Source organism: Halorientalis litorea (assembly GCF_023028225.1).
In the GTDB taxonomy this organism is placed as follows: Archaea; Halobacteriota; Halobacteria; order Halobacteriales; family Haloarculaceae; genus Halorientalis; species Halorientalis litorea.
In genome coordinates, this window is record NZ_CP095483.1 from 38,545 (window position 1) to 57,035 (window position 18,491).

Annotated in this window: 21 protein-coding genes and 6 pseudogenes; 13 read left to right on the plus strand and 14 right to left on the minus strand. The window is 60.3% G+C overall.

Features of this window, described 5'->3' with window-relative positions:
* Window positions 1-14 precede the first annotated feature (14 nt).
* Window positions 15-560: pseudogene (locus tag MUG95_RS17130) on the minus strand (hypothetical protein); the annotation flags it as partial.
* 42 nt (window positions 561-602) lie between these two features.
* On the opposite strand from MUG95_RS17130, the gene MUG95_RS15145 reads away from it, so the two are divergent.
* A complete protein-coding gene (locus MUG95_RS15145; protein ID WP_308219605.1) occupies window positions 603-860 on the plus strand; it encodes a hypothetical protein in 258 nt (85 codons plus the stop codon).
* Between the two features lie 62 nt (window positions 861-922).
* Here the strand turns inward: MUG95_RS15145 and MUG95_RS15150 are convergent, their stop codons facing one another.
* Window positions 923-1,273: a DUF7471 family protein gene (locus MUG95_RS15150; protein WP_247010625.1), complete on the minus strand. Its 351-nt coding sequence runs from the start codon at window positions 1,271-1,273 to the stop codon at window positions 923-925.
* A gap of 111 nt (window positions 1,274-1,384) precedes the next feature.
* On the opposite strand from MUG95_RS15150, the pseudogene MUG95_RS17105 reads away from it, so the two are divergent.
* The 6 genes and pseudogenes from MUG95_RS17105 to MUG95_RS15180 form a co-directional block, all read left to right on the plus strand.
* Window positions 1,385-2,034, plus strand: a pseudogene (locus tag MUG95_RS17105) (DUF7405 family protein); the annotation flags it as partial.
* A complete protein-coding gene (locus tag MUG95_RS15160; RefSeq protein WP_247010664.1) occupies window positions 2,033-2,257 on the plus strand; it encodes a DUF7350 domain-containing protein in 225 nt (74 codons plus the stop codon). The pseudogene MUG95_RS17105 and the gene MUG95_RS15160, both read left to right, overlap by 2 nt.
* Before the next feature lie 124 nt (window positions 2,258-2,381).
* Window positions 2,382-2,672 (plus strand): hypothetical protein, encoded by a 291-nt coding sequence (locus MUG95_RS16965; protein ID WP_308219607.1) that lies wholly within the window; start codon window positions 2,382-2,384, stop codon window positions 2,670-2,672.
* Between the two features lie 30 nt (window positions 2,673-2,702).
* Window positions 2,703-2,939 (plus strand): annotated as a pseudogene (locus MUG95_RS17135) (hypothetical protein); the annotation flags it as partial.
* A 265-nt stretch (window positions 2,940-3,204) separates the two neighbouring features.
* On the plus strand, window positions 3,205-4,119 hold the full coding sequence (locus MUG95_RS15175) for a DUF7551 domain-containing protein (RefSeq protein WP_247010627.1): 915 nt from the start codon (window positions 3,205-3,207) through the stop codon (window positions 4,117-4,119).
* Between the two features lies 1 nt (window position 4,120).
* Window positions 4,121-4,909: a DUF7260 family protein gene (locus MUG95_RS15180; protein ID WP_247010628.1), complete on the plus strand. Its 789-nt coding sequence runs from the start codon at window positions 4,121-4,123 to the stop codon at window positions 4,907-4,909.
* A gap of 226 nt (window positions 4,910-5,135) precedes the next feature.
* Here the strand turns inward: MUG95_RS15180 and MUG95_RS15185 are convergent.
* Window positions 5,136-5,894: pseudogene (locus MUG95_RS15185) on the minus strand (ABC transporter ATP-binding protein); the annotation flags it as partial.
* Between MUG95_RS15185 and tnpA the strand changes: the two are divergent.
* Window positions 5,871-6,278 (plus strand): annotated as a pseudogene (gene tnpA / locus MUG95_RS15190) (IS200/IS605 family transposase). The pseudogenes MUG95_RS15185 and tnpA sit on opposite strands and share 24 nt — an antisense overlap.
* On the opposite strand, the gene MUG95_RS15195 reads toward tnpA, so the two are convergent.
* The 4 genes from MUG95_RS15195 to MUG95_RS15210 all read right to left on the minus strand — a co-directional run bounded on the left by MUG95_RS15195 (window position 6,275) and on the right by MUG95_RS15210 (window position 9,856).
* Window positions 6,275-6,673 carry a HEAT repeat domain-containing protein gene (locus MUG95_RS15195; RefSeq protein ID WP_247010629.1) on the minus strand — a complete coding sequence of 133 codons (399 nt, stop codon included), beginning with the start codon at window positions 6,671-6,673 and terminating at the stop codon, window positions 6,275-6,277. The pseudogene tnpA and the gene MUG95_RS15195 sit on opposite strands and share 4 nt — an antisense overlap.
* A 127-nt stretch (window positions 6,674-6,800) precedes the next feature.
* A complete protein-coding gene (locus tag MUG95_RS15200) occupies window positions 6,801-7,427 on the minus strand; it encodes a histidine phosphatase family protein (RefSeq protein ID WP_247010630.1) in 627 nt (208 codons plus the stop codon).
* 99 nt (window positions 7,428-7,526) lie between these two features.
* Complete coding sequence (locus MUG95_RS15205) at window positions 7,527-8,354, minus strand: phosphosulfolactate synthase (protein WP_247010631.1); 828 nt, start codon at window positions 8,352-8,354, stop codon at window positions 7,527-7,529.
* A gap of 149 nt (window positions 8,355-8,503) precedes the next feature.
* Window positions 8,504-9,856 carry an MmgE/PrpD family protein gene (locus MUG95_RS15210; protein ID WP_247010632.1) on the minus strand — a complete coding sequence of 451 codons (1,353 nt, stop codon included), beginning with the start codon at window positions 9,854-9,856 and terminating at the stop codon, window positions 8,504-8,506.
* Between the two features lie 408 nt (window positions 9,857-10,264).
* Here MUG95_RS15210 and MUG95_RS15215 point away from each other — a divergent pair.
* Window positions 10,265-10,898: pseudogene (locus MUG95_RS15215) on the plus strand (IS6 family transposase).
* Window positions 10,899-10,901: 3 nt separating this feature from the next.
* On the opposite strand, the gene MUG95_RS17060 reads toward MUG95_RS15215, so the two are convergent.
* Window positions 10,902-11,300, minus strand: a complete 399-nt coding sequence (locus tag MUG95_RS17060; protein ID WP_372608214.1) for a ribonuclease H-like domain-containing protein — start codon at window positions 11,298-11,300, stop codon at window positions 10,902-10,904.
* 58 nt (window positions 11,301-11,358) lie between these two features.
* Between MUG95_RS17060 and MUG95_RS15220 the strand changes: the two genes are divergently transcribed.
* Together MUG95_RS15220 and MUG95_RS15225 are read left to right on the plus strand one after the other, a co-directional pair.
* A complete protein-coding gene (locus MUG95_RS15220) occupies window positions 11,359-11,730 on the plus strand; it encodes a MarR family transcriptional regulator (protein WP_247010633.1) in 372 nt (123 codons plus the stop codon).
* Window positions 11,727-12,074: a type II toxin-antitoxin system PemK/MazF family toxin gene (locus MUG95_RS15225; protein ID WP_247010634.1), complete on the plus strand. Its 348-nt coding sequence runs from the start codon at window positions 11,727-11,729 to the stop codon at window positions 12,072-12,074. Before MUG95_RS15220 ends, MUG95_RS15225 begins: the two co-directional genes overlap by 4 nt.
* A gap of 154 nt (window positions 12,075-12,228) precedes the next feature.
* On the opposite strand, the gene MUG95_RS15230 is transcribed toward MUG95_RS15225, so the two are convergent.
* The 4 genes from MUG95_RS15230 to MUG95_RS15245 all read right to left on the minus strand — a co-directional run bounded on the left by MUG95_RS15230 (window position 12,229) and on the right by MUG95_RS15245 (window position 15,524).
* Entirely contained in the window at window positions 12,229-13,149 is a 921-nt protein-coding gene (locus MUG95_RS15230) for a hypothetical protein (RefSeq protein ID WP_247010635.1), read from the minus strand.
* Between the two features lie 160 nt (window positions 13,150-13,309).
* The gene (locus MUG95_RS15235; RefSeq protein ID WP_247010636.1) at window positions 13,310-14,659 is read right to left on the minus strand and encodes a DUF6498-containing protein; all 1,350 of its coding nucleotides are present in this window, start codon (window positions 14,657-14,659) and stop codon (window positions 13,310-13,312) included.
* A gap of 106 nt (window positions 14,660-14,765) precedes the next feature.
* A complete protein-coding gene (locus MUG95_RS15240) occupies window positions 14,766-14,978 on the minus strand; it encodes a hypothetical protein (protein WP_247010637.1) in 213 nt (70 codons plus the stop codon).
* 21 nt (window positions 14,979-14,999) lie between these two features.
* On the minus strand, window positions 15,000-15,524 hold the full coding sequence (locus MUG95_RS15245; protein ID WP_247010638.1) for a hypothetical protein: 525 nt from the start codon (window positions 15,522-15,524) through the stop codon (window positions 15,000-15,002).
* Between the two features lie 213 nt (window positions 15,525-15,737).
* On the opposite strand from MUG95_RS15245, the gene MUG95_RS15250 reads away from it, so the two are divergent.
* Together MUG95_RS15250 and MUG95_RS15255 are read left to right on the plus strand one after the other, a co-directional pair.
* A complete protein-coding gene (locus MUG95_RS15250) occupies window positions 15,738-16,106 on the plus strand; it encodes a hypothetical protein (protein WP_247010639.1) in 369 nt (122 codons plus the stop codon).
* Between the two features lie 64 nt (window positions 16,107-16,170).
* A complete protein-coding gene (locus MUG95_RS15255) occupies window positions 16,171-17,154 on the plus strand; it encodes a DUF3592 domain-containing protein (protein ID WP_247010640.1) in 984 nt (327 codons plus the stop codon).
* 75 nt (window positions 17,155-17,229) lie between these two features.
* Here MUG95_RS15255 and MUG95_RS15260 read toward each other — a convergent pair whose 3' ends face one another.
* Window positions 17,230-17,598: a hypothetical protein gene (locus MUG95_RS15260; RefSeq protein ID WP_247010641.1), complete on the minus strand. Its 369-nt coding sequence runs from the start codon at window positions 17,596-17,598 to the stop codon at window positions 17,230-17,232.
* 40 nt (window positions 17,599-17,638) lie between these two features.
* Window positions 17,639-17,848, minus strand: coding sequence for a hypothetical protein (locus MUG95_RS15265; protein WP_247010642.1), 210 nt, complete (start codon window positions 17,846-17,848; stop codon window positions 17,639-17,641).
* Between the last annotated feature and the right edge of the window lie 643 nt (window positions 17,849-18,491).

Consider the following 18,491-nt stretch of genomic DNA (forward strand, 5'->3'; position numbering starts at 1 on the left):
GACCCGTCAAGGGCGGTAACACCCATTCCGGACGCCACGAAGACCTCGGTAGCATCGTCCTCGTCGACCTGTGCAGTATCGAGGTCTTCGCCAGCAGTGTCGGCCTTCCACGCGAGCGAGCCATCGGCGTTCAGCGCGATGGTGAACTCGTTGGTCCCGACGACAACTTCCTGTCGCCCATCCGCGTCAACGTCACCGACCGCAGGCGCGGCCCAAACCGTCGCGTTCAGCGAGCGGGTCCAGTACACCTCGCCATTGCCCCCAGCCACGACGACGTGGCTGTCGATATCGCTCGTGACGATCTCCGGTCCGGGTGCGGCCGTTACCTTGTCAATCGTCGGTTTCGCGTACCCGTAGGTGGACAGCGGGACGCGGAACTCTTCGGACCCGTCGGCCGCCGAGTAGGCGATGGTGGCGTTGCGGGTCGTGGCCGCGACGACCTCGACCGTCCCGTCGCCGTCGAGGCACTGGCGACCGGCGACGCGACAAACTGGATTGCTGCCGTACGCGCGTTCGCCCCGACCGTCGTTCCCATCGCCGCGGCGTACGAAGTCGCGCACAACTACCCGTTCGTCCTCCGGAACCTCGGCCAGCTGCTGACCATGCCCCTCGAGTTCTTCGGGGACGGTGGGGCAACGGTTTCCCTGCTGGGATGGCTTTCCGTTCCAGTATTCTGGGGTTCACAAGTCCTCCTCATCGTCGGTGGCCACGCCGTCGCAGTCGTCGCCGCCCACCGGGTCGCCGTCAACCGCTACGAGACGCTCACACTGGCGCGCCGGGGGCACCTTCCGCTCGTCGTCGTGATGGTCGGATACACAGTTCTCTCACTATGGATCGTCTCCCGCCCGTTCGCGTCGTAGAAGCAACCAAACGGCCGACTGCGCCGGCCGGTTTGAAACGGACTCCCATTCGTCGAGGTCGATCACACGATGTCTTCACGCGAGACTGATCCTGTTCCGCTCCTGTACACGGCGTAGAGAACTAGCATAGCAGCAAGGAAATCGAGCAAATGTGCGACCACATGGTGAACGGTCATTGGGACAACGCCGAAGACGGTGCCCCACCCGACGACGGTTCGGGTCGCGAGTGCCCCCAGTGCCAGACAGATCAGCAGGTACCGCCGCTGAAGGCGTTTGGTATACGCGACCACCGAGAGGGCGAACAGTGATAGCGTTCCGAGCCCGGCAAGGATCAGTCCGGCGACTAATAATGGAGCGAATTCCGGCGCGACCCAGTCCGCAGGGAAATCGACTACGAGTATATCCAGTACCATGTGTCTCACCTTGTCGTTACAGGGTTGGCGTATTGAGCCACACGGTGGTTCGAGACGGGATTCGACGTTCGCACCAGAACGCACATTCCGCGTTCGTCCCTAGCTAACCCGATGTCAGAAGACCGCGACCGTGGGATCTCGCGGCGGGCGTTTACCAAGTCCGCCGTGGCGATCGGGGGACGGCCGCGCTTTCGGCCTGTCTGGACTGGTTCGGTGGTCCCGACGTACCACAGGGGCCGTCGGACCTGTCGACGCTCCCGACCCGTCAGCACGCCTGGAACGACGCCCTCTCGACCGACCAGCACGGCAACGTGGTCACGCCGCGCCACCACGTCCTGCTTCTGGTGAATTACGACGGCAGCGGTCGGCCGTCCGACGGCGACCGCGAACAGATCGAACGGGCGTTCCGAAGTCTCGAACACGCCTATCGGCGCGGGAACGACGGTCTCCTCTTTACGGTGGGATATACGCCGTCGTACTTCGAGCGGTTCGACGGGTCGCTCCCCGAGGCCGTCGACCTGCCGGCACCAGCGGCGATGGCTCCCTTCGAGGACCCCAACTTCGACACGCCCGACGCTATTGTCCACCTCGCCAGCGACTACTCGCAGGTCGTCCTCGCCGCCGAGGAAGTGCTGAAGGGCAACCAATCGGAACTCAACGGTATCGAGATGAACGGCTCCTTCGACGGCGTCTTCTCCGTCACGGATCGGCGGACGGGGTTCATCGGCGAGGGGCTCCCGGCCGAACACGACGATGTCGATGACGGCCACTGTCTCCGGGGGCGACGAGTCGAAATTCGACGGACCGCTGACCAGCACACTCGACCCCAACCTGAAGTACCACTACGGGGCAGTCGTCGACGGGATCGAGTCCGACGATACCATCACGATCACACCCCAATCCGCCCCACAGGTCGCACGCCACGAGGGGTACGAGATGGCGTTTCTCGACATGTCGGAAATGGAGCTAACGGTCGAGAGCTAGCATACCGACGGAATATTCATCTCCGTGGACCTCGTTAATTTAGTAGTCGCCTGAGGAGGCGAAGTAGATCGGTGGTGGACTGTTCTCCAGCGTATACTCTGACCGAATCGACACCGGCGAGCCCATGTTCCCCCGAATCGTCACGCTCCCAGTACAGCCATGCCGCTTCCTCGTTCCCGTCGAGTCCCGTGTCCCCGACCGGGAACTCAGAACGAGTGCCTCGTCACTCTCGCCGAATGAATACGAACGCTACGTGGAAGAAGAGGTGTTCCCATTGCTGGACCAGGCACTCAACGAAACAGTCCCGAGCGAGTTCCGTGAGAACGAACGGTTCAACGTGCGCGTGATCTACGCCCTTCTCGAACGCGTTGATGAGGAGTATACTGGTAGACTTAACTCGTCAGGGGCAGTCTAGGGCGTCGACGGGTATCGAGAGTATTGGGATGCCCGCGGGTTCATCCTTCAGGCACAGGAAAACTTCGACGAAGAGATTGCACCAACGCTCGGTCAAAACGAGCGCACGGCAATCGACGAACAATTCACTGAACTCCAGGCTCTGGCATCGAGACAGGCATTACCCTCAGAAGTGACTACTGTTACTGCCGACTTGCGATCGATGCTTTCGGACACTACGAATGTGTCCACTGCCACAACGCCATCTGGCACCGAGTACCCTCCCTGACCATATCTGATCTCTACTAAACACCCCATATGCGATTTCAAAGTTTCCAATGGGTGATTTCGGGGGCCTCTCACACATTTAGGCGCACCTAAAAGACGTTACGCTTATTGGTTTTTAGGCATACCTAAACCATAATGGCGCGACTCAAACGAAATCTCCTGATGTCAAACAGGGTCATTCCCGGTGAGTTTGAATCTGCCGGTCCTGAGAGATCTATTTCTCGGTTATCTACTTACGGTCTTGCAGGTGATTGCGGGGGATGTACATGGTGAGACTGACGCTCGTCAGATTGAGGGAGCGCATCTACTCGCTCGCCAGCGACGAAGGGACGTATGATCTCATCTGTGTAGAGACCGGTGACCAGCCAATCCCCACGAATGGACTGCGAGTTGCGACTCGTGACGTTGCTCGGCGTGCAGCACGTGCGACTGAACAGTACCGGGCTATACTGCGTCAGTATGATTCACAGTTCCAGCACTCTGATCTCATCATCTGTCAAGGCAGTGACTGCCGATCAAATTATCCGGAGGGTTGTCCATTTCTTCGTTCTCCCGAACTGCCATCCAAAGACAGACGAGCTGGACAGAACCCGACATCGGAACGTCCACAGCTTGTGATATTCTGTCTCAATGTTGCGGCAGCACTGTTCGAGACGCTCGCTTCCGGCGGCTACGAAACCATTGAATCGGCTATGATGGATGCATATGCTGACCTCGCAAGAACGCATACTGATCCCACGGATCTCTGTGTGCGGTTGCTCGAACGCATGGCACTCGAACTGGATGCTGGACTATCCGCCGGCGAGCAGCGCAGTGTCATCAGCCATGTCGTGAGGCGACTCGAACCTACTGAATCGTCCACGGAACCGGTTAGAGCGACGTTTCGGCTGGTTCAGGAGATGGGCCTGGTCGGCGACTACACGCAGACTCCGTGGTCAATCGATCTCATGGAGGGCATCCAATCAGCTGTTGTCCGCCTTTCAGAGTATGCACTGGAGCCCCAGAACGGCCAGCTTCCTGTATTACCAATCGTAGTCGATTTACAGCGCCGACGGCCTGAGTGGTCACTGTCTTCGCTTCGGGTTGTCGACGACGAGAACGGATGGCGAGTGACAGTCGAACAGAGCAGGGAAGCAACTCCGACCGGACGGGCAAGTGTCCCGATCCAGTCAAACGTATAGTATGACCGTCGAAACCCACATTCACCGGGCTCGGGACCGAGTACAGGCAGAACGAGACGCAGTCGATGCAAAGCTCGATGCGTTCGAATCATTCAGTGATCGGATCACAGCGATTCCAGCGGAGACGGTGTCATCCCACTCACCAGCCGTCCTGGCGACGGCAGGGGGACAGATTACTTCCGACACGTCGACATCTGATCGGTGTCGAAAAGTCCGAACAGCGTTTGCGGAAACACTCCGTCCGCACAGTGTCGCCGATGTCGAGCAGTCCGAATCGTTGTTGGCAACCATTCAGAACGAACTCTCCGATTCCATCGCCGTTGCGCTCGCTCCAACGACGGACACTTGCTTCACTGCCAAACTCAAGAACGCGGTTCTCTCAGCGACCGACGAACAGAAGACGAAAACAGCACTCATGTCTCAAGTTCTTGGGAAAGAACACCGGCAGCTGGATACCGCTACGAACCTCGTCGACGAAATCACGGACTGGATAGCTGACGCAGACGAAACACCACTAAGTCAACTGGGATACGAGGAGCTTCAGCAGCGCCATCAGACACTCTCGGTTCATCGAGACCGGTGCGAGGAACATCTGTACGAACGCCAAACGTTTCTCCAGAGAGTAACGAACCGGAACCTTGATTCTGGGATTCCACATCGAAGTCTGATCTCGTATCTCTACCAGAATTTCTCAGTCGACCACCCGGTCCTTGCGACGGTCGCCCGTCTCGAAGACACCTGTGCGACGTGCCAAAAGCCGGTTCGTGATCACCTCGTTCGGAGGGTCTGACCATGACACTGATCGGACCTCGACGGAAGCGTGCCCGGTTGTGGGCGGGTGTGTACGCTGGGGTGTTCGGTTCGGGAGACGATACTGATGGCGAGGACGAAACAGATACTGAATCCGACACCTCCTCAGAACCCGCCGGGACGTAGTGTCCGTCATCTCTCTTTGTGACGGTACTATGTCAGAAAGAACAGTGGCGAACAAACAATACATTAGACAGTCACCACTATCAGTCGTACTGAGATTCCGCGAGAGACTCATTGTGAGCGAACTCGGTTTCACCAGCCTGAACTGACCAGAGCATCGCGTACAGGCCGTCCCGCTCGTGCAGGCCAGAATGCGTTCCACGTTCGATGATCCGTCCGTCCTCGAGCACCAAGATTCGGTCAGCATCTTTGATCGTCGACAGGCGGTGGGCAATAGCGATGGTCGTCCGATCCTCGGTGAGACGGTCGACCGACCGCTGAATAGCGAGTTCCGTCTTCGTATCCACGCTCGCCGTCGCTTCGTCGAGTACGACGATCTCCGGGACCTGCAGTAACATTCGGGCGATGGCGATGCGCTGCTGTTGGCCACCCGAGAGTTCGACGCCGCGTTCACCGACTCGGGTCTCGTACCCGTCCGGAAGTTCGGTGATGAACTCGTGGGCTTGGGCCGCACGCGCCGCCTCTCGGAGTTCGTCGTCGCTCGCCTCGAACTGGCCGTAGCGGATGTTCGCCGTGATCGTCCCGTCGAAGAGGAACGTGTCCTGACTGACGTAGCCGATAGATTGCCGGAGGCTCGCGGTCGTCACCTCCCGGACATCGTGACCATCGACGCGAACTGCGCCACCGGTCACATCGTACAGTCGCAAGAGGATTTTCGCCGTCGTCGATTTCCCCGACCCCGTGGGGCCGACCAGTGCAACTGTTTCACCCGGGTCGGCATCGAACGAGACCTCGTCGAGAACCGCCTCACCGTCGTCATAGGCGAAACTGACTTTGTCGTACCGAACTACACGGTGTACAACGTCAACTACCACTTCGTGTGGTGTCCGAAGTACCGCCACGCGATACTCGAACCAATCGAGGATTCGCTGGAAGCGAGTTTCCGCGACGTGTGCGACGAGTACGGCTACGAGATACTTTCGCTCCACATCTCACCAGACCACGTACACCTGTTCCTTTCCGCCCACCCGAAGCACGCACCGAGCAAGATCGTGCGAACGGACAAGAGCATCACGGCGCGGGAGATGTGGGAACAGCACGAACCGTTCTTGGAGTAGTATCTGTGGGGTGGCGGATTTTGGGAGGAATCGTACTACGTTGGGACGGCAGGCGATGTTTCGACCGACACGATTGAGCAGTATATCGAGCGAACGGAACACCTCTAACGGGGCTTACGGGCTTCACCCTCGGGGTCAAGCCCCGAGGCACTCGGCCTGCTCCGCCTGTAGGACTCGTCGTCGTCGGCCAGTCGGTCCGCAAGGGTCGATACCGCATCCGTCGCGGTCTCGGGTTCAGCCTCCGCAACTGTGACAAGTGCTTTCGCAGTGGTCAACCGCACCGCTCGTTGCTCGTCGCCAAGAAATCCGACCAGGGATGACAGCAGCGGCGTGACGGTTCGTCCCTCCTCACCGCACTCCGTCACTCTACGGATGGCCTTCTTCGGTGTTTCCGGGTCGGCGGTTCTGACACGGTCGAGCGCGGTGCTTGCCGCGTCGAATTGGCCAGTCTCGATCAGTGTCGACAGCCGGTCGGGGGAGGACTGTCGTGCTGAGTCATCCATCGTAGTACAGCGCAGTTGGCCAGTGCTACTCACCCCATCAATAAGAAAGTACGTAGGAGGACCGCTTCCTTCAGTCACGAACGCGACAATCCACGTGCGTCCCGGAGGGCCAGCGACCCCTCGAGAGTTACCCGTTGACGATCCGTCTGCGTTTGACGCTCGTCTCGTCGACGGTCGGCTGGTCGTGGGCGAGCCGGACCGTCGTGACGGAACACTCACCCGGAGCGTACGCCCCGAACCTGTCGACCGGGTCAGCACCAGCGATGGTCCCGAGAACCGTCGCGATCGGGAAATCGTGCGTAACCACGAGAATCCGCTCGTCGTCGCCAGCCTCCTCACACAGCCGACGCCACCGATCCAGGATGCGATGGCGTCCCGCGGTCAGCGTCTCCCCGCTCCGCGGAAGGGGCTGTAGCACGTCCACGTCGGTTCGCGGGGAGTCCGGCTCGTCGGTGAGTGCCAGTTCCTCGTAGGCGAGGCCTTGGTACACACCGGCGTCGCGCGGACGCCACGCCGGTTCGATGGTTGGCCGTGGCTCGACGCCCGCGAGACGGACGAGTGCGGCCGTCTCCCGTGCGGCGAGCGTCTCGGCGGCGTACACCCGGTCGAACTCGTACGTCGAGGCGAGCCCCTGCCCGATCGTCTCGACCGACTCGCGGCCGGCCCGAGTGAGTGGGACGGGCGCGTGCCCGTGCAGGCGGTCCTCTCGATCCCATTCGGTCTCTCCGTGTCGTAGCAAAACGATCTCTGTCATGGTCTGGTGGATGGCAACGGTGTGGTTGTGCGCCGTGGACGAGTGCGTCCCGACGCTGCTGCCGCAGGTGTCTGTCGGTCCAACCGGTTTGGACGGCGGTCACTCCTCGCGACGGAACGTCGTCGCCCGGCCCCAGCTGGTCGTTTTCCCCCACAGGCCTGAGCGCATACACTCGAGTTCGACGATCTGGGAGTTGTCGACGAAGAGGTTCACGTTCGGCCCGAAGTTCTTGACGTACCACTCGAACATCTCCGGCCCCGGGGCCTCGAACACGAGATTCTCCATCCCGAGTTCGTTGGCCAGTTCGTAGACCACGTCCGTCCGCCACTCGTGGACCTCTTCGGTGATCCCCTCGGCTTCGACCATCAGAAGGTCCGCGCCGGCGTCGAGGTGGCGCTGTCCCTCCCGAATGGCCATCGACGGGTCCTGCTGGCCCTCGCGCTCCAGGTCGTCCGGATCGGAGGCCCCGCCGGCCCCGAACTGGACGTTGATCTCCGGCTTCGGCTTGAGGCCGTAGTCCGCGGTCAGTTCGGTCAGTGCAACGAGGTCTTCCGTGTCGATAGCCAGAAAGCCACTGGATATCTCGACGATGTCGAAGCCGAGCGTCTTCGCCTCGGCGACGTAATCCTCGACTTTGTCGTTGTCACGCACGAGTACGTTCTCGATGAACCCACCCGTCGAAACCTCGACGTCGTAGTCGTGGCAGATACCGATGAGTTCCTCGACAGTGTCGCGGTCCATCAGCGCGAACGACCCGCCGGAGAACTTGTAGATGTCGACGTACTGCCCCATCGTTTCGAGGATATCACGGAGCTCTCGCGGACCCATCGGATCGTAGTATGGGCCGCGAATCTCCGTGATTCCCTTCGTGCGCGGTTTCTCGGGTCTGTCGTTGACGTGCAGGAAGTCGAACGCTCGTTCTGACATGTGCATGACTCCCTACAGTGGCCACCCATTTGTAGTTTTAGGCTAGCCTAAAACAAGCCACAGTATTGCGTTTTCCGGCCCAGAAGCTATCGACGGGATGGTTGCCGACGGGTTCGAGCGGAAGGTCAGTGAGTCAGGCTCGCTCCCGGTTAGTTCAGGAGGTCCACCAGATCCGATACCTCGTAGTGTTCGAGGTTCCTGACCGTCTCGATGATCTCGTTGCGGCGCGACTCGTCGTATCGGTCGCGGGTCATGATCTCGAATTTCTCTTCGACCTGCTCCCAGTCCATCGGGTTGTTGGGGTGACCCTGGAAGTCGTCCTTGAGGACTTCGTGACTTGTTCCATCCGTGAGCGTGATCGTCAGGTTCGCGGGCATTTCGCCGGATTCGAACCGGTCGGTCAGGTCGGGATCTTCCTCGACTGTGACTTTGCGCAGGAGTGACTGCACGTCATCGCGCTGGATTCGCTCTGGGTCGTAGGCGTCGTTGGTCATCTCACGGTCGATCAGCGCGGCCGCAAGCATGTAGGGCAGCGAGTGGTCGGCCTGGGCTTTCGTCTCGACTTCGTGACGGTCGCCTTCGCCACCGCCGATGATCAGTTTCGCGCCGTGGAACGTATCGAGGTGGATCGATTCGACTTGGTCGTGATCGAGGTCGTGCATCTCGGCCAGTTCGATGATGCCTTCGACGGCCGACTGGGCGTAGGTCTCGGCGACGTAGCGCTTGGTCATCGTATCGAAGACGTGTTCACATCCTGGGTCCAGCTCCACGTCGAACTCGTCACTGATGATGTGTTTCCACCCCTTTTGGCCCTCGAAGAGGTTGACGGGCCCCTCCATGCCGTTTTCGGCCAGCAGACAGGAGTAGACGCCGTTCCGGGCGGCGTTCGCGCTGGCCATTCCTTTCCACTCGTTGATACCGCCTGTCCGGGTAACCCGGAGTGCGTTGTGTGCGGTCCCGGCGATGCCGACGGCGTTGCGTAGCTGCTCGTGGTCGAGACCCAGAATCGCACCCGATCCGGCGGCCGCGGACAACACTGTGTGCGTAACATGGTCCCAGCCTTTGTCTCGTACTGGCGCGTTCCACGCGAGTTCACCCTGGAGTTCGTAGGACACACCGACTGCCTCGATGAGGTCTTTTCCCGTGGCATCTTCCCGTTCACCACAGGCGATGACGCTCGCGATGTTGTCGCTCGGGTGTGGTGTCTCACCAGGTGCCAAAAAGGAGTCCATGTAGTCCAGGTAGCGAGTCAACGCCGTGTTGTGCATCGCTGCTTGCGACGGTGATGCAGTGAGTTCTCGACCCCAGAGCGTACAGGAACCGTCACTGCTTACATCCGAAACCGTCTCTGCGACGACTTCCACTGGTGGTTCTCCCAGTGCACCGACACCGATTCCGACGGAGTCGAGCACTCGTTTCTTGAGTTCTTCGACCACTTGGTCGCCGAACTCGTCGAACTCGACGGCCTGTACGAACCCGGCAATCGTCTCTGTCGTTGCCATAGCTTTTAGGCTACCCTAAATATTGAAAGATCTTTTGTTTTAGGCTGGCCTAAAACCTAGTATTGGCTAAGGACGAGGTCGATCAGACCAGATCAGCTACCTCGCCGCAGAGAACGTATGGCTAACTGTCAACGCTCTGGTGGCGTAGATTGTTGGTGACGTTCTTGCGGATTGGGTGAGTTCCCTGAGATTCCTCGTCAATCGATCTCGCCGGTTCTGGATCGACTGATCACGGAGTCTGGTTCTTACAAAACTACCAGACAGCTCTCCATCAACAATCCTCTAGTCAAGAGCGTGTCTAGTATAGGACCTCCTCGGCAAGAGTGCGGCCATCTAATACTTGGTTCGGCCAATTAGGCGGTGTTCAGATAAGGATGAGAAGTGAGGCGATGTGGTTTCTGAGTGTCCATGCCCGAAAACACACGCCTCGGCGGGAGTATCGACCAGATCGACTTAGAGTCTGTTGAACGAGAAGCGACACCGCGACTGCTGATGAAGCTCGGTATTCAGTTGCATCTCGCTGGACTCTCGCTTTCGAATACTGTTTTGGTTCTTGATATATTTGGTGTCGAGCGAGCGCGATCCACCGTGCATAATTGGGTTCACAAGGCAGATCTACAGCCCGAAACTGGATGCAGTCCGGATCACGTTGCGGTCGACGAGACCGTGATCCGACTCAACGACGAGCAATACTGGCGGTACGCTGCGGTCGATCCCGACACGAACGAATTACTCCACACAAAGCTTGAACCGGTGAGAACGAACGCTCTCGCTCACGTTCTTTGCCGAACTTCGCGAGAAACACGACGTGGACGATGCGGTGTTTCTCGTCGATGGTGCGGCACCACTGAAAGACGCTTGCCAGCGACACGGCCTCGATTTCAGATACGAACGCCACGGAAATCGGAACAGTGTCGAACGTGTCTTTTGTGAGGTAAAACGCCGTACCTCTTCGTTCTCAAACTGTTTCAGCAACGCCCAGCGAGACACAGCTGACAACTGCCTCCAATTGTTCGCCTTCGCATGGAATCAGCTAATCTGAACACTACCCATCGGGATGGGCGAAAATATACCCCAATCCAGAGGCGACAGCATCCAGCTCATGGCATTTTCGTGGAAGAAATGTCGTCCTTCGAGCCAATAAACACAGATCAACCCACTCGTCGATAATATCGGCAATCTTGACGTTGGTCCGCTCAGCAGACTCCAACAATCGGTTTTCATCGAAGCTGTTCCCAGCGTAGTATACGACAGTTGGCATCTCCTGTTGTTTTAGATAGTCACGGAAGTCTGCTAGTAGTGACCTTTCGTCATCAAGCGAAACCAGTTGTGTGAACTCATCGTCGCGATAGCTGTATAAACCGATCCAGAAGATGAGACTGATCGTCTCAATGCATACGGTTCTCAAACTCCTTCGTGATGGACAGTGATTCGCCTTCAGCAATTTTCGTATCTTTCACACCTAACACTCTTCACAGCGGATGACGTACCTTCTTTCAACCATGTCCATCGACCGAGACACATTCAAGAACGCGAGCGAGGACGAGCTCGCGGATCTTTCGGTCCCTGACCAAGTCCTCGGATTTCTCGCCGCCAACGAGGATCGGGCGTTCAAGGCCCGCGAAATCGCCTCTCAGATTGGCACCGACGAGGGCGCGGTCAGCACTGCTCTCTCACGATTGAAGGATCGTGATCTCGTCGAACACAAGGCAACGTACTGGGCGATCACCGACGACACCGAGCGACTCGAAGGATACAGCGGCTACGAACGGGCGACTGCTCTGTTCAACGAGCAACTCGGCACAGAAGACAAGGAATCTTGGCGCGAACACGCGCCCAGCGAGTCACACCCGAGCGTTGAGGACGAACAGTGACCAACGAGGAGACGCCGATTTTCGAACGCGGTGACATCGTCTACGGCGATGACCCGTTCAAAGGTGATGAGGATGCTCGGCCTTGGCTCATTCTCTCGAACCACGAAGGTCGTCCGTTCCACGGCGAGCAGTATATCGCGGTAACACTAACGTCGAAGTCTTGGATGGATGGCCTCATCGCCATTCCTGGGGAGAGCTGGCTTCGTGGCGGTACGCCAGACGAGAGCCGGATCGTTCCATGGAGTGTGCAATCAATCGGCCACGAGGACATCGATTTCTGGCAGGGTCGTCTGACGGATGATATCGTCGATAACGCGACTACTGCTCTCGTCAAAGAATTATGATAGCTACTTTCGAGTACTCACGTCTCTACGCGTTACACCTTCTTCTGAGCGAAGTCTCAGCTTCCACAGGCCGCAATAGTTGAGACTGATCGTCTCAGTGCATATGGTACTGGCACGGTTCATCGATATCTAGAGAACCTCCTGCTTCGGCAGTTCATCCGCGAACCGAGAGGAAGAGCATTATTACCCCCAACAACCCGAGTGTCGCGGCCGCATATGCAACGACAGGAAGGGCGTCGGCCCCGACAATGGCGAATACTCCCGTCGTCCCGAGGAAAAGAACGCCGAGTCCCCCGAGAACGATTCGGACTGGTCGGTCTAATCCTCCGTCCGGGGCCCAGTCGGCCGTCCGGATCACGGTATCGAGAGTCGTCTTTGCTTCGGTAGCGGTGTCGTTCGGGACGACGAGTACGAGCGGTCGACCCCACCGTCCTCGGGGTCGATATCGGGGGATGAAGACGGTGTAATCGTCTACTTGTCGCTGGTAGACACACTTGAGCGGCGAGAGGTCGAACGTCCGCACCCGCCTGTCGCTTGTGTCCAGCCCCGCGTCATCAGCGTATTCCGCGGCTGCTGCACCGCGTACCTGCTGGAGGCTTGCCGTGTCCGGATCTATCCGACCGATCGTATACCGAAGGTCGACAGCCGTCTTGCAGATGATGAGTCTGATCAGATACACGAGCAGAAGTCCGGGCTGGATTCCCAACGACAAGAACAGGATACCACCACCGAGCAGGCTAACCGGTATGTAGCGAAGGCGAAACCACCCAATCGACGGCATCAGCTTCTGCACTTCGCGCTTGGAGCCGTACTCGACTGCGAGCAGAAGATACACCAACGAGGCAGGACCACCGATAAGTGCGAGAACGACCACGAGGATGGCAGGTCCGACGTTTTCTACGGCGAGTCCGTTCGCGAGGGTAACTGCGAGTAGCACCAACACAGCGAGCCCCATGATCAGGGGAACACCGGCAGCGAGATGCAATACCACGAGCCGAAATCGGTCGGTGGAGCGGTCCGGGAACGCCGTCCACGTAACGACCTGACCGCCAGTGTCAGTCTCGGTGGGCGTCATTATCGGGGAATAGGGTATCGTATTCGCGTCTCGGGGTCGACAGTTCGAATCTCGCTACCTGATCGGTTCCGTCTGAGTTGACAGTGCGAATTCCAATCCGATCGGTGTTTCCGTTCCCGTTGAGACCGGTCCGGGTGATCGCAAATACGATAGGCAGCCCCTAGACTCGCCTGAGCGCCGCCCAGATCATGAGCACGACCGGCAGCAAAAAAATCGGTCCAACGCCGATGGCGAGTCCGATCAGCTGTGCGGTGTCGACTTTCGGGCTGAGGGCGAGACCAGCGGGAACAGCGAGAAAGAAGAGTGCGAGCAACAGGGCAGATGCGATGACGGCCGAATCACGCTCGGGGCGAGCGGGGTCCGCTACGGGGAGTTCGAGCCTCTCGATCGTTGCGTCGAGGTCGGCAACCGGGCCAATTTGAGTGTCACGGTCGTCGGGATCGGTCCCGGATACCTCCAGCGTGCCGGTGTCGAGCAGTCGGTCCGGGATTGCGTTGCGGATCGAGAACGTCGCCGAGTCCACCGGGGCAGTCCACTGGACGGCTCCGAGTGCCGTATCGTAGGCCACGAGTTGCTCCTCGTACCGGCGATACTCGATCGTCCCGTACCGCAGGTAGTAGCTACCGATACGCACACTGGCGACGACGAGGACGAACACTAGCCCTAAGACGAGCCAGACCCAGCCACCGGTGAGTGCGGCGAACGCCAGCCCGATCAGGATAGCGAACGTGGACCGGTGAGCGAACCCGAACGCGATCATCGGGAGGCTGCCGAGCAGGACGGGTGCCGCGTCGACGGATACCCGTCCACGAACGGGTCCGTCCGGGGTGTCGATATCCGGACGTGGCTCGGCGTGGCTCCCGTCGAACGCCCCGTCGAGGACGGACGGCACTGGGAGGTCCGTGTGATCAGTGACGATCCGATAGACCGAGGTCGTAGTCTTGACAACGACGATGCCGGTGAGGAGGACTAGCCCACCGGATCGGTCGCCGGCGCTCGCGAGCAGACCCAACGTGAGAGTCACGAGGCCGAGCTGTAGGGGTTCACGCAGGATCTCTTGGGCGGAGACGTCGGCGTACTCCTGTCCGGCGAGGTAGTCGGACAGGAACTCGTGGAGCTGTGTGATCACCAGTCCGACACCGCCGACGAGCAGGGACCGCGACGGGCGTATCACCGGCGTCGCCGCCAGCCAGTAGAGGACGCTCGCCGGGAGGACGGCGACGGTCCAGAACCCGAGTATCGACGCCGCGAACGGGACGTTCCGTGGATAAACCGCGGGTAGCCGGGAGACGGGACGCCAGCCACCACGCTTCTCACGAAGCTCGTGAAGCGGCTCGATATCGGGAAGCCCCGGCGAGCCACGTTCGGCGAACAGTGCCTTCGCCGCAGCCAGCAACACCGTCACCAGTCCCTCGATCCAGTAGAGCACCAGCAGCGAGTAGACGTTCCAGCCGAGGGCTAGGACGCCGACCAGCGGAACGAGATTGGCGACGGCCGCAACGCTGCCCACGCGATGTCTTTGCCACTCCGTCGGTGGGTGGACACGCATATATCAACCGAGTTGTGGACGCGAGGTCTTGCAGCGTTTCATACCGGCGTGGACGAACGGCCGACGCTCATCGCCAGCGGCGGGCGAGTTCGTAGGCGAGGGTCACTGGAATAGTGATACTCAAGACCACGAACGTCACGTCGTCGACCGTCGGACTGGATCGAGTGAGCGCGGCGACGAACACGAGCGCGCCGACGGCGAGGACCCCGACGACGGTCGCAACGTAGTCCGGGCTCGTCCAGTCCGCTCGGGACGTATCGGAGAGCACGTGCGATGGCACCACGGTGTCGTATCGAAGCGATCATGAAGAATACTGGTTTCGGATCTCTCTCACGGCGACGGTCGTAGCTTCCTCCCCTACAGTTCCGTGGACACATGGACGACGAGTACGCAGTAGATAGTCTCCCGCGGCCGCGTCCGTGGCGTCGTCATCCGCTCGGTCCGCCGACGTGGTCGAGGACACGATCGAGCGGGCCACGATAGGCGAGCTTGCTCCCGGCCCCAGAGGCCCCACCCATACGCCGACACCGATACCGGCGGCGATGGGGTCCGGGAGTATACCGGTCGTCGCCTCCCATAGGTGGCTCCCGACGACGCATCCCGCGACGAAGACGGCGGCAAACGTGAGATGGTGTGGGAGACGGCCCGCTTCGTGTGCGTGACCGAGGCTCACCACGACGAAACCGAGGAGGAGCCCCACCGCGACGAGCGCGAACGCCGTGGTCCGTACCCGACCGTCGGTAACGAGGCCCCCGATGATGAGCACAGCGAGGGCGGCGACCGTGAGGCCGCGGCCGGCGGTCCGGAGCCATCCAAATCTGGCCATCCACCGAATCCGAGGTGTCAATGCAAAATTTCGTTACGGTTCATCACGCGGAACCACCTACGACCTCGAGACGTGACCGTCCGATCCGTCGGCGTGAGCGCACGGGAGCGATGACGCGTGAGATGTCCAGTACCAGCAGCGAATCCCGACCGAGCCGTACGATGGCGAACCGCACCGCACAGGGTTTATGACGCGTCACACGAAGCCCAGGACGTGCCCTCCATCCGCGATGTTCGACCCCGACTCCTCACGCCGGAGAATGCAGGTATCACCGTCGCCATTGTCCTCTCCGTCGTCGGCGCGTACGTGATCCAACTCCGCGTCAGTACGGGCGTCGCCGCGTTCTTTGGACTGATCGTCCTCGGCGTCTCGACGCCGACGACGCTCACGTCACACGGCCTGTTGGGGACACGGTTCGCCTCCGCGGTCGTCCGTACGGGCACCGCGTGCACCGCCACCTTCGTCATCTACGTCGGGTTGTTGATCGTCGTTTCCGGACGGGACGGGAGTCTCCTCGATGCTGCAGTGGCGTTTACCCTGACCGCACTCGCGGTCGAGGCTGCCGCTCGCGCACTGGATTGAGGATCGGATATGCGAGCGGCAGACATCACTCTCATACTGTTGGATTGCCATATTCGCGACCGAAATGAAACTCCCCGTGGGAATCACCACCCTCCACCTCTCACGAAAGAGCGCCTACCTGCTGGCCTTCGCGGTCGCCCTCGTCGGAGCCGGTGGATACAGCTACGTCCAGCAGGGACAGGCTGTCGACGACGCCGTCGCCGTCGAGGCGACGGTCGACAGCGCACAAGTGGAGCGGATAGATAGCCGGCGAAGCATCGATTACGAACCGGAGATCGAGTACACGTACGAGTATCAGGGCGAAACGTACACCAGCGAGCAGGTGTTCCCGGGGCCGACCATTCGAACCTACTCGGATCGGTCGGAAGCTCAGTCCGTCGTTCGGTCGTACGAGCCGGGGACGACGGTCCAAGCGTACGTGCGGCCATCGGCTCCGAGTAACGCGTTCCTGATCAGGGAGCGGACCCCGTGGCCGACGCGAGCGCTCGCCGTTGGGAGCGTCCTGCTTGGCCTCGTCGTGCTCGCCGGCCTGGGGGAGAAACGTCCGGGCCGACACGAGCTCCGCCCGGAGCGCGAGGTGCGGTCGCCGCCGTCCCAAACGTGGGTCGAACGCAACGACGAAAGGCTCCGTCGGCTGTCGAAGTGGGTGCTCCTCGTCTGCTTCGTGGCGTTCTGGCTCTCGATGGTCGGGTTGGCGTTCGGCATCCTGAGCCTGGCTGAGGGGTCGGCACGATCGGTCGAGGCCGACCTCCTCGGACCGGTCGGCCTCCCGCTGCTCGCGGCGGCCGCCTTCTGGATCGGCATGATCCTCTCGTTGTGTCTGTACGGCGTCCAGTCGTTCAGTCGGTACCGACGACTCCGGCGGCGGCTCCCCGAACCGCGGCCGCCGAGTCCGTTCAGACATCCGAGTCGGCTCGTCACGATACTCGGGACCGACGGCGACGAGTTACCCGAGTACGGACGGCGCGTCCGGGTAACCGGCTGGGCGTTCCTGATCGCCATCGGGATGACCGCCGTCCTCGTACAACTCCTCTACACGGCGAGCTGAGACGCATCTGGGCGGCCGTCTCCCGTGGATTCGAGCCGGATCGAACAGTCATCTGAACGGTGTGGCCGCGTCGATTCAGGACGCCCTGTGAGCAGCGGTCGCCGACAGGAGCAGGAACGCGAGCAGCCCGAGTTGCCACACGACGACGCCGATCACCCCCGAGTTCGACAGCCCGGCGTATTCGCTGACCGCCAACGGCCCGACGCTGACTCCGAATAGACCGACTGCATAGCCGAATTTATGCTCACGGTCGGTGAACTCGACGTGCGTCCCGAGAAGGGGGATGTCGAACGCGAGGTAGAAATAAGCCGCCCCGGTGTAGGTCGCTGCCGTGGCGAGCGCGGGGAACCAATCCGGAAGGAGGAACTGATAGACGACGGCACCACTCACCACTCCGAACAGTCCAGCGACGGGGAGTGCTACCTCGGGGGCCCGATCGGTCATAGTACGAAGGTAGGCGGTTCGACACGTCGGCCGACTCCGTTCAGTACGGGTTCCATACGTACACCACCCCTGCGTACCGGACACCACTTATCGCTCCAACAGAGAGTGCTTCGATACTAGCTCTCTCGGTGAGCAGAAACGCAGTCAGCGAAACGACGGCGAACCAGAGCGCCCCGTGAACCAGGGATTGCTGCTCCCGTGATAGCGTCTCCGACCAGTTGCCGACGGCGGTCCAGTCGTCAGCCATCATCAGTCAGGACCGCCCCCGCTTTATCGACCACGTCGCTGACGTACTGGGTACCCTGTCTCGCGGACCAGTGGCGACGACTGCGACAGCAGTCCGTGTCTCCGCGCCGCTCGAACGGGCGGGGTCCTCGCCAGCGGTGACCATATTCGAACGTCCGGCTGACAGTGAATAAATGTGAGTTCCCGTTTCCACGCGAGAAACCGGCGCCGAACCGGGACGGGATGCACCGCTGCGGTTCGGTCGATCGGACGCTGCCGCGTTTCGGGGAGGGAAATACGGCCCCTGTACTTATTCTATATCGTCGATTTGGAACCGTTTGTGCGAGACGTGCATACGTCACCGGTAGCGTCCGTCACCCTCGGCTGGCTGTACAGTATCGCAGCATCGCTTCGTGTCCCGGTCACAGGGTTGGCAACCCCCTTCACGGACGACGCGTCTCTCGGTGCGCATTCGAGTACCGATACTGCCACGCGCTCGTGCGTTCGACCGACACTGCGCGTTACGCTCGACCGACACGTCGCCCACCAACGCGGAGCTGTACGCGACGTCGAGCGTCCCGAATCACGGAATCCATGCATCTGATCGGGGATCGCAGGATACTCTTCGGGTCGGTTTGCGTCGAAACCGTCGCCGCAGTACTCGTCTT

Bases quoted from the DNA above. Each gene is read 5' to 3' on its own strand.
- MUG95_RS15145 (WP_308219605.1), top strand. From the start codon at position 603: ATGCCCCTCGAGTTCTTCGGGGACGGTGGGGCAACGGTTTCCCTGCTG.
- MUG95_RS15150 (WP_247010625.1), bottom strand. From the start codon at position 1,273: ATGGTACTGGATATACTCGTAGTCGATTTCCCTGCGGACTGGGTCGCG.
- MUG95_RS15160 (WP_247010664.1), top strand. From the start codon at position 2,033: ATGACGGCCACTGTCTCCGGGGGCGACGAGTCGAAATTCGACGGACCG.
- MUG95_RS16965 (WP_308219607.1), top strand. From the start codon at position 2,382: ATGTTCCCCCGAATCGTCACGCTCCCAGTACAGCCATGCCGCTTCCTC.
- MUG95_RS15175 (WP_247010627.1), top strand. From the start codon at position 3,205: ATGGTGAGACTGACGCTCGTCAGATTGAGGGAGCGCATCTACTCGCTC.
- MUG95_RS15180 (WP_247010628.1), top strand. From the start codon at position 4,121: ATGACCGTCGAAACCCACATTCACCGGGCTCGGGACCGAGTACAGGCA.
- MUG95_RS15195 (WP_247010629.1), bottom strand. From the start codon at position 6,673: ATGGATGACTCAGCACGACAGTCCTCCCCCGACCGGCTGTCGACACTG.
- MUG95_RS15200 (WP_247010630.1), bottom strand. From the start codon at position 7,427: ATGACAGAGATCGTTTTGCTACGACACGGAGAGACCGAATGGGATCGA.
- MUG95_RS15205 (WP_247010631.1), bottom strand. From the start codon at position 8,354: ATGTCAGAACGAGCGTTCGACTTCCTGCACGTCAACGACAGACCCGAG.
- MUG95_RS15210 (WP_247010632.1), bottom strand. From the start codon at position 9,856: ATGGCAACGACAGAGACGATTGCCGGGTTCGTACAGGCCGTCGAGTTC.
- MUG95_RS15220 (WP_247010633.1), top strand. From the start codon at position 11,359: ATGTCCATCGACCGAGACACATTCAAGAACGCGAGCGAGGACGAGCTC.
- MUG95_RS15230 (WP_247010635.1), bottom strand. From the start codon at position 13,149: ATGACGCCCACCGAGACTGACACTGGCGGTCAGGTCGTTACGTGGACG.
- MUG95_RS15245 (WP_247010638.1), bottom strand. From the start codon at position 15,524: ATGGCCAGATTTGGATGGCTCCGGACCGCCGGCCGCGGCCTCACGGTC.
- MUG95_RS15255 (WP_247010640.1), top strand. From the start codon at position 16,171: ATGAAACTCCCCGTGGGAATCACCACCCTCCACCTCTCACGAAAGAGC.
- MUG95_RS15260 (WP_247010641.1), bottom strand. From the start codon at position 17,598: ATGACCGATCGGGCCCCCGAGGTAGCACTCCCCGTCGCTGGACTGTTC.
- MUG95_RS15265 (WP_247010642.1), bottom strand. From the start codon at position 17,848: ATGATGGCTGACGACTGGACCGCCGTCGGCAACTGGTCGGAGACGCTA.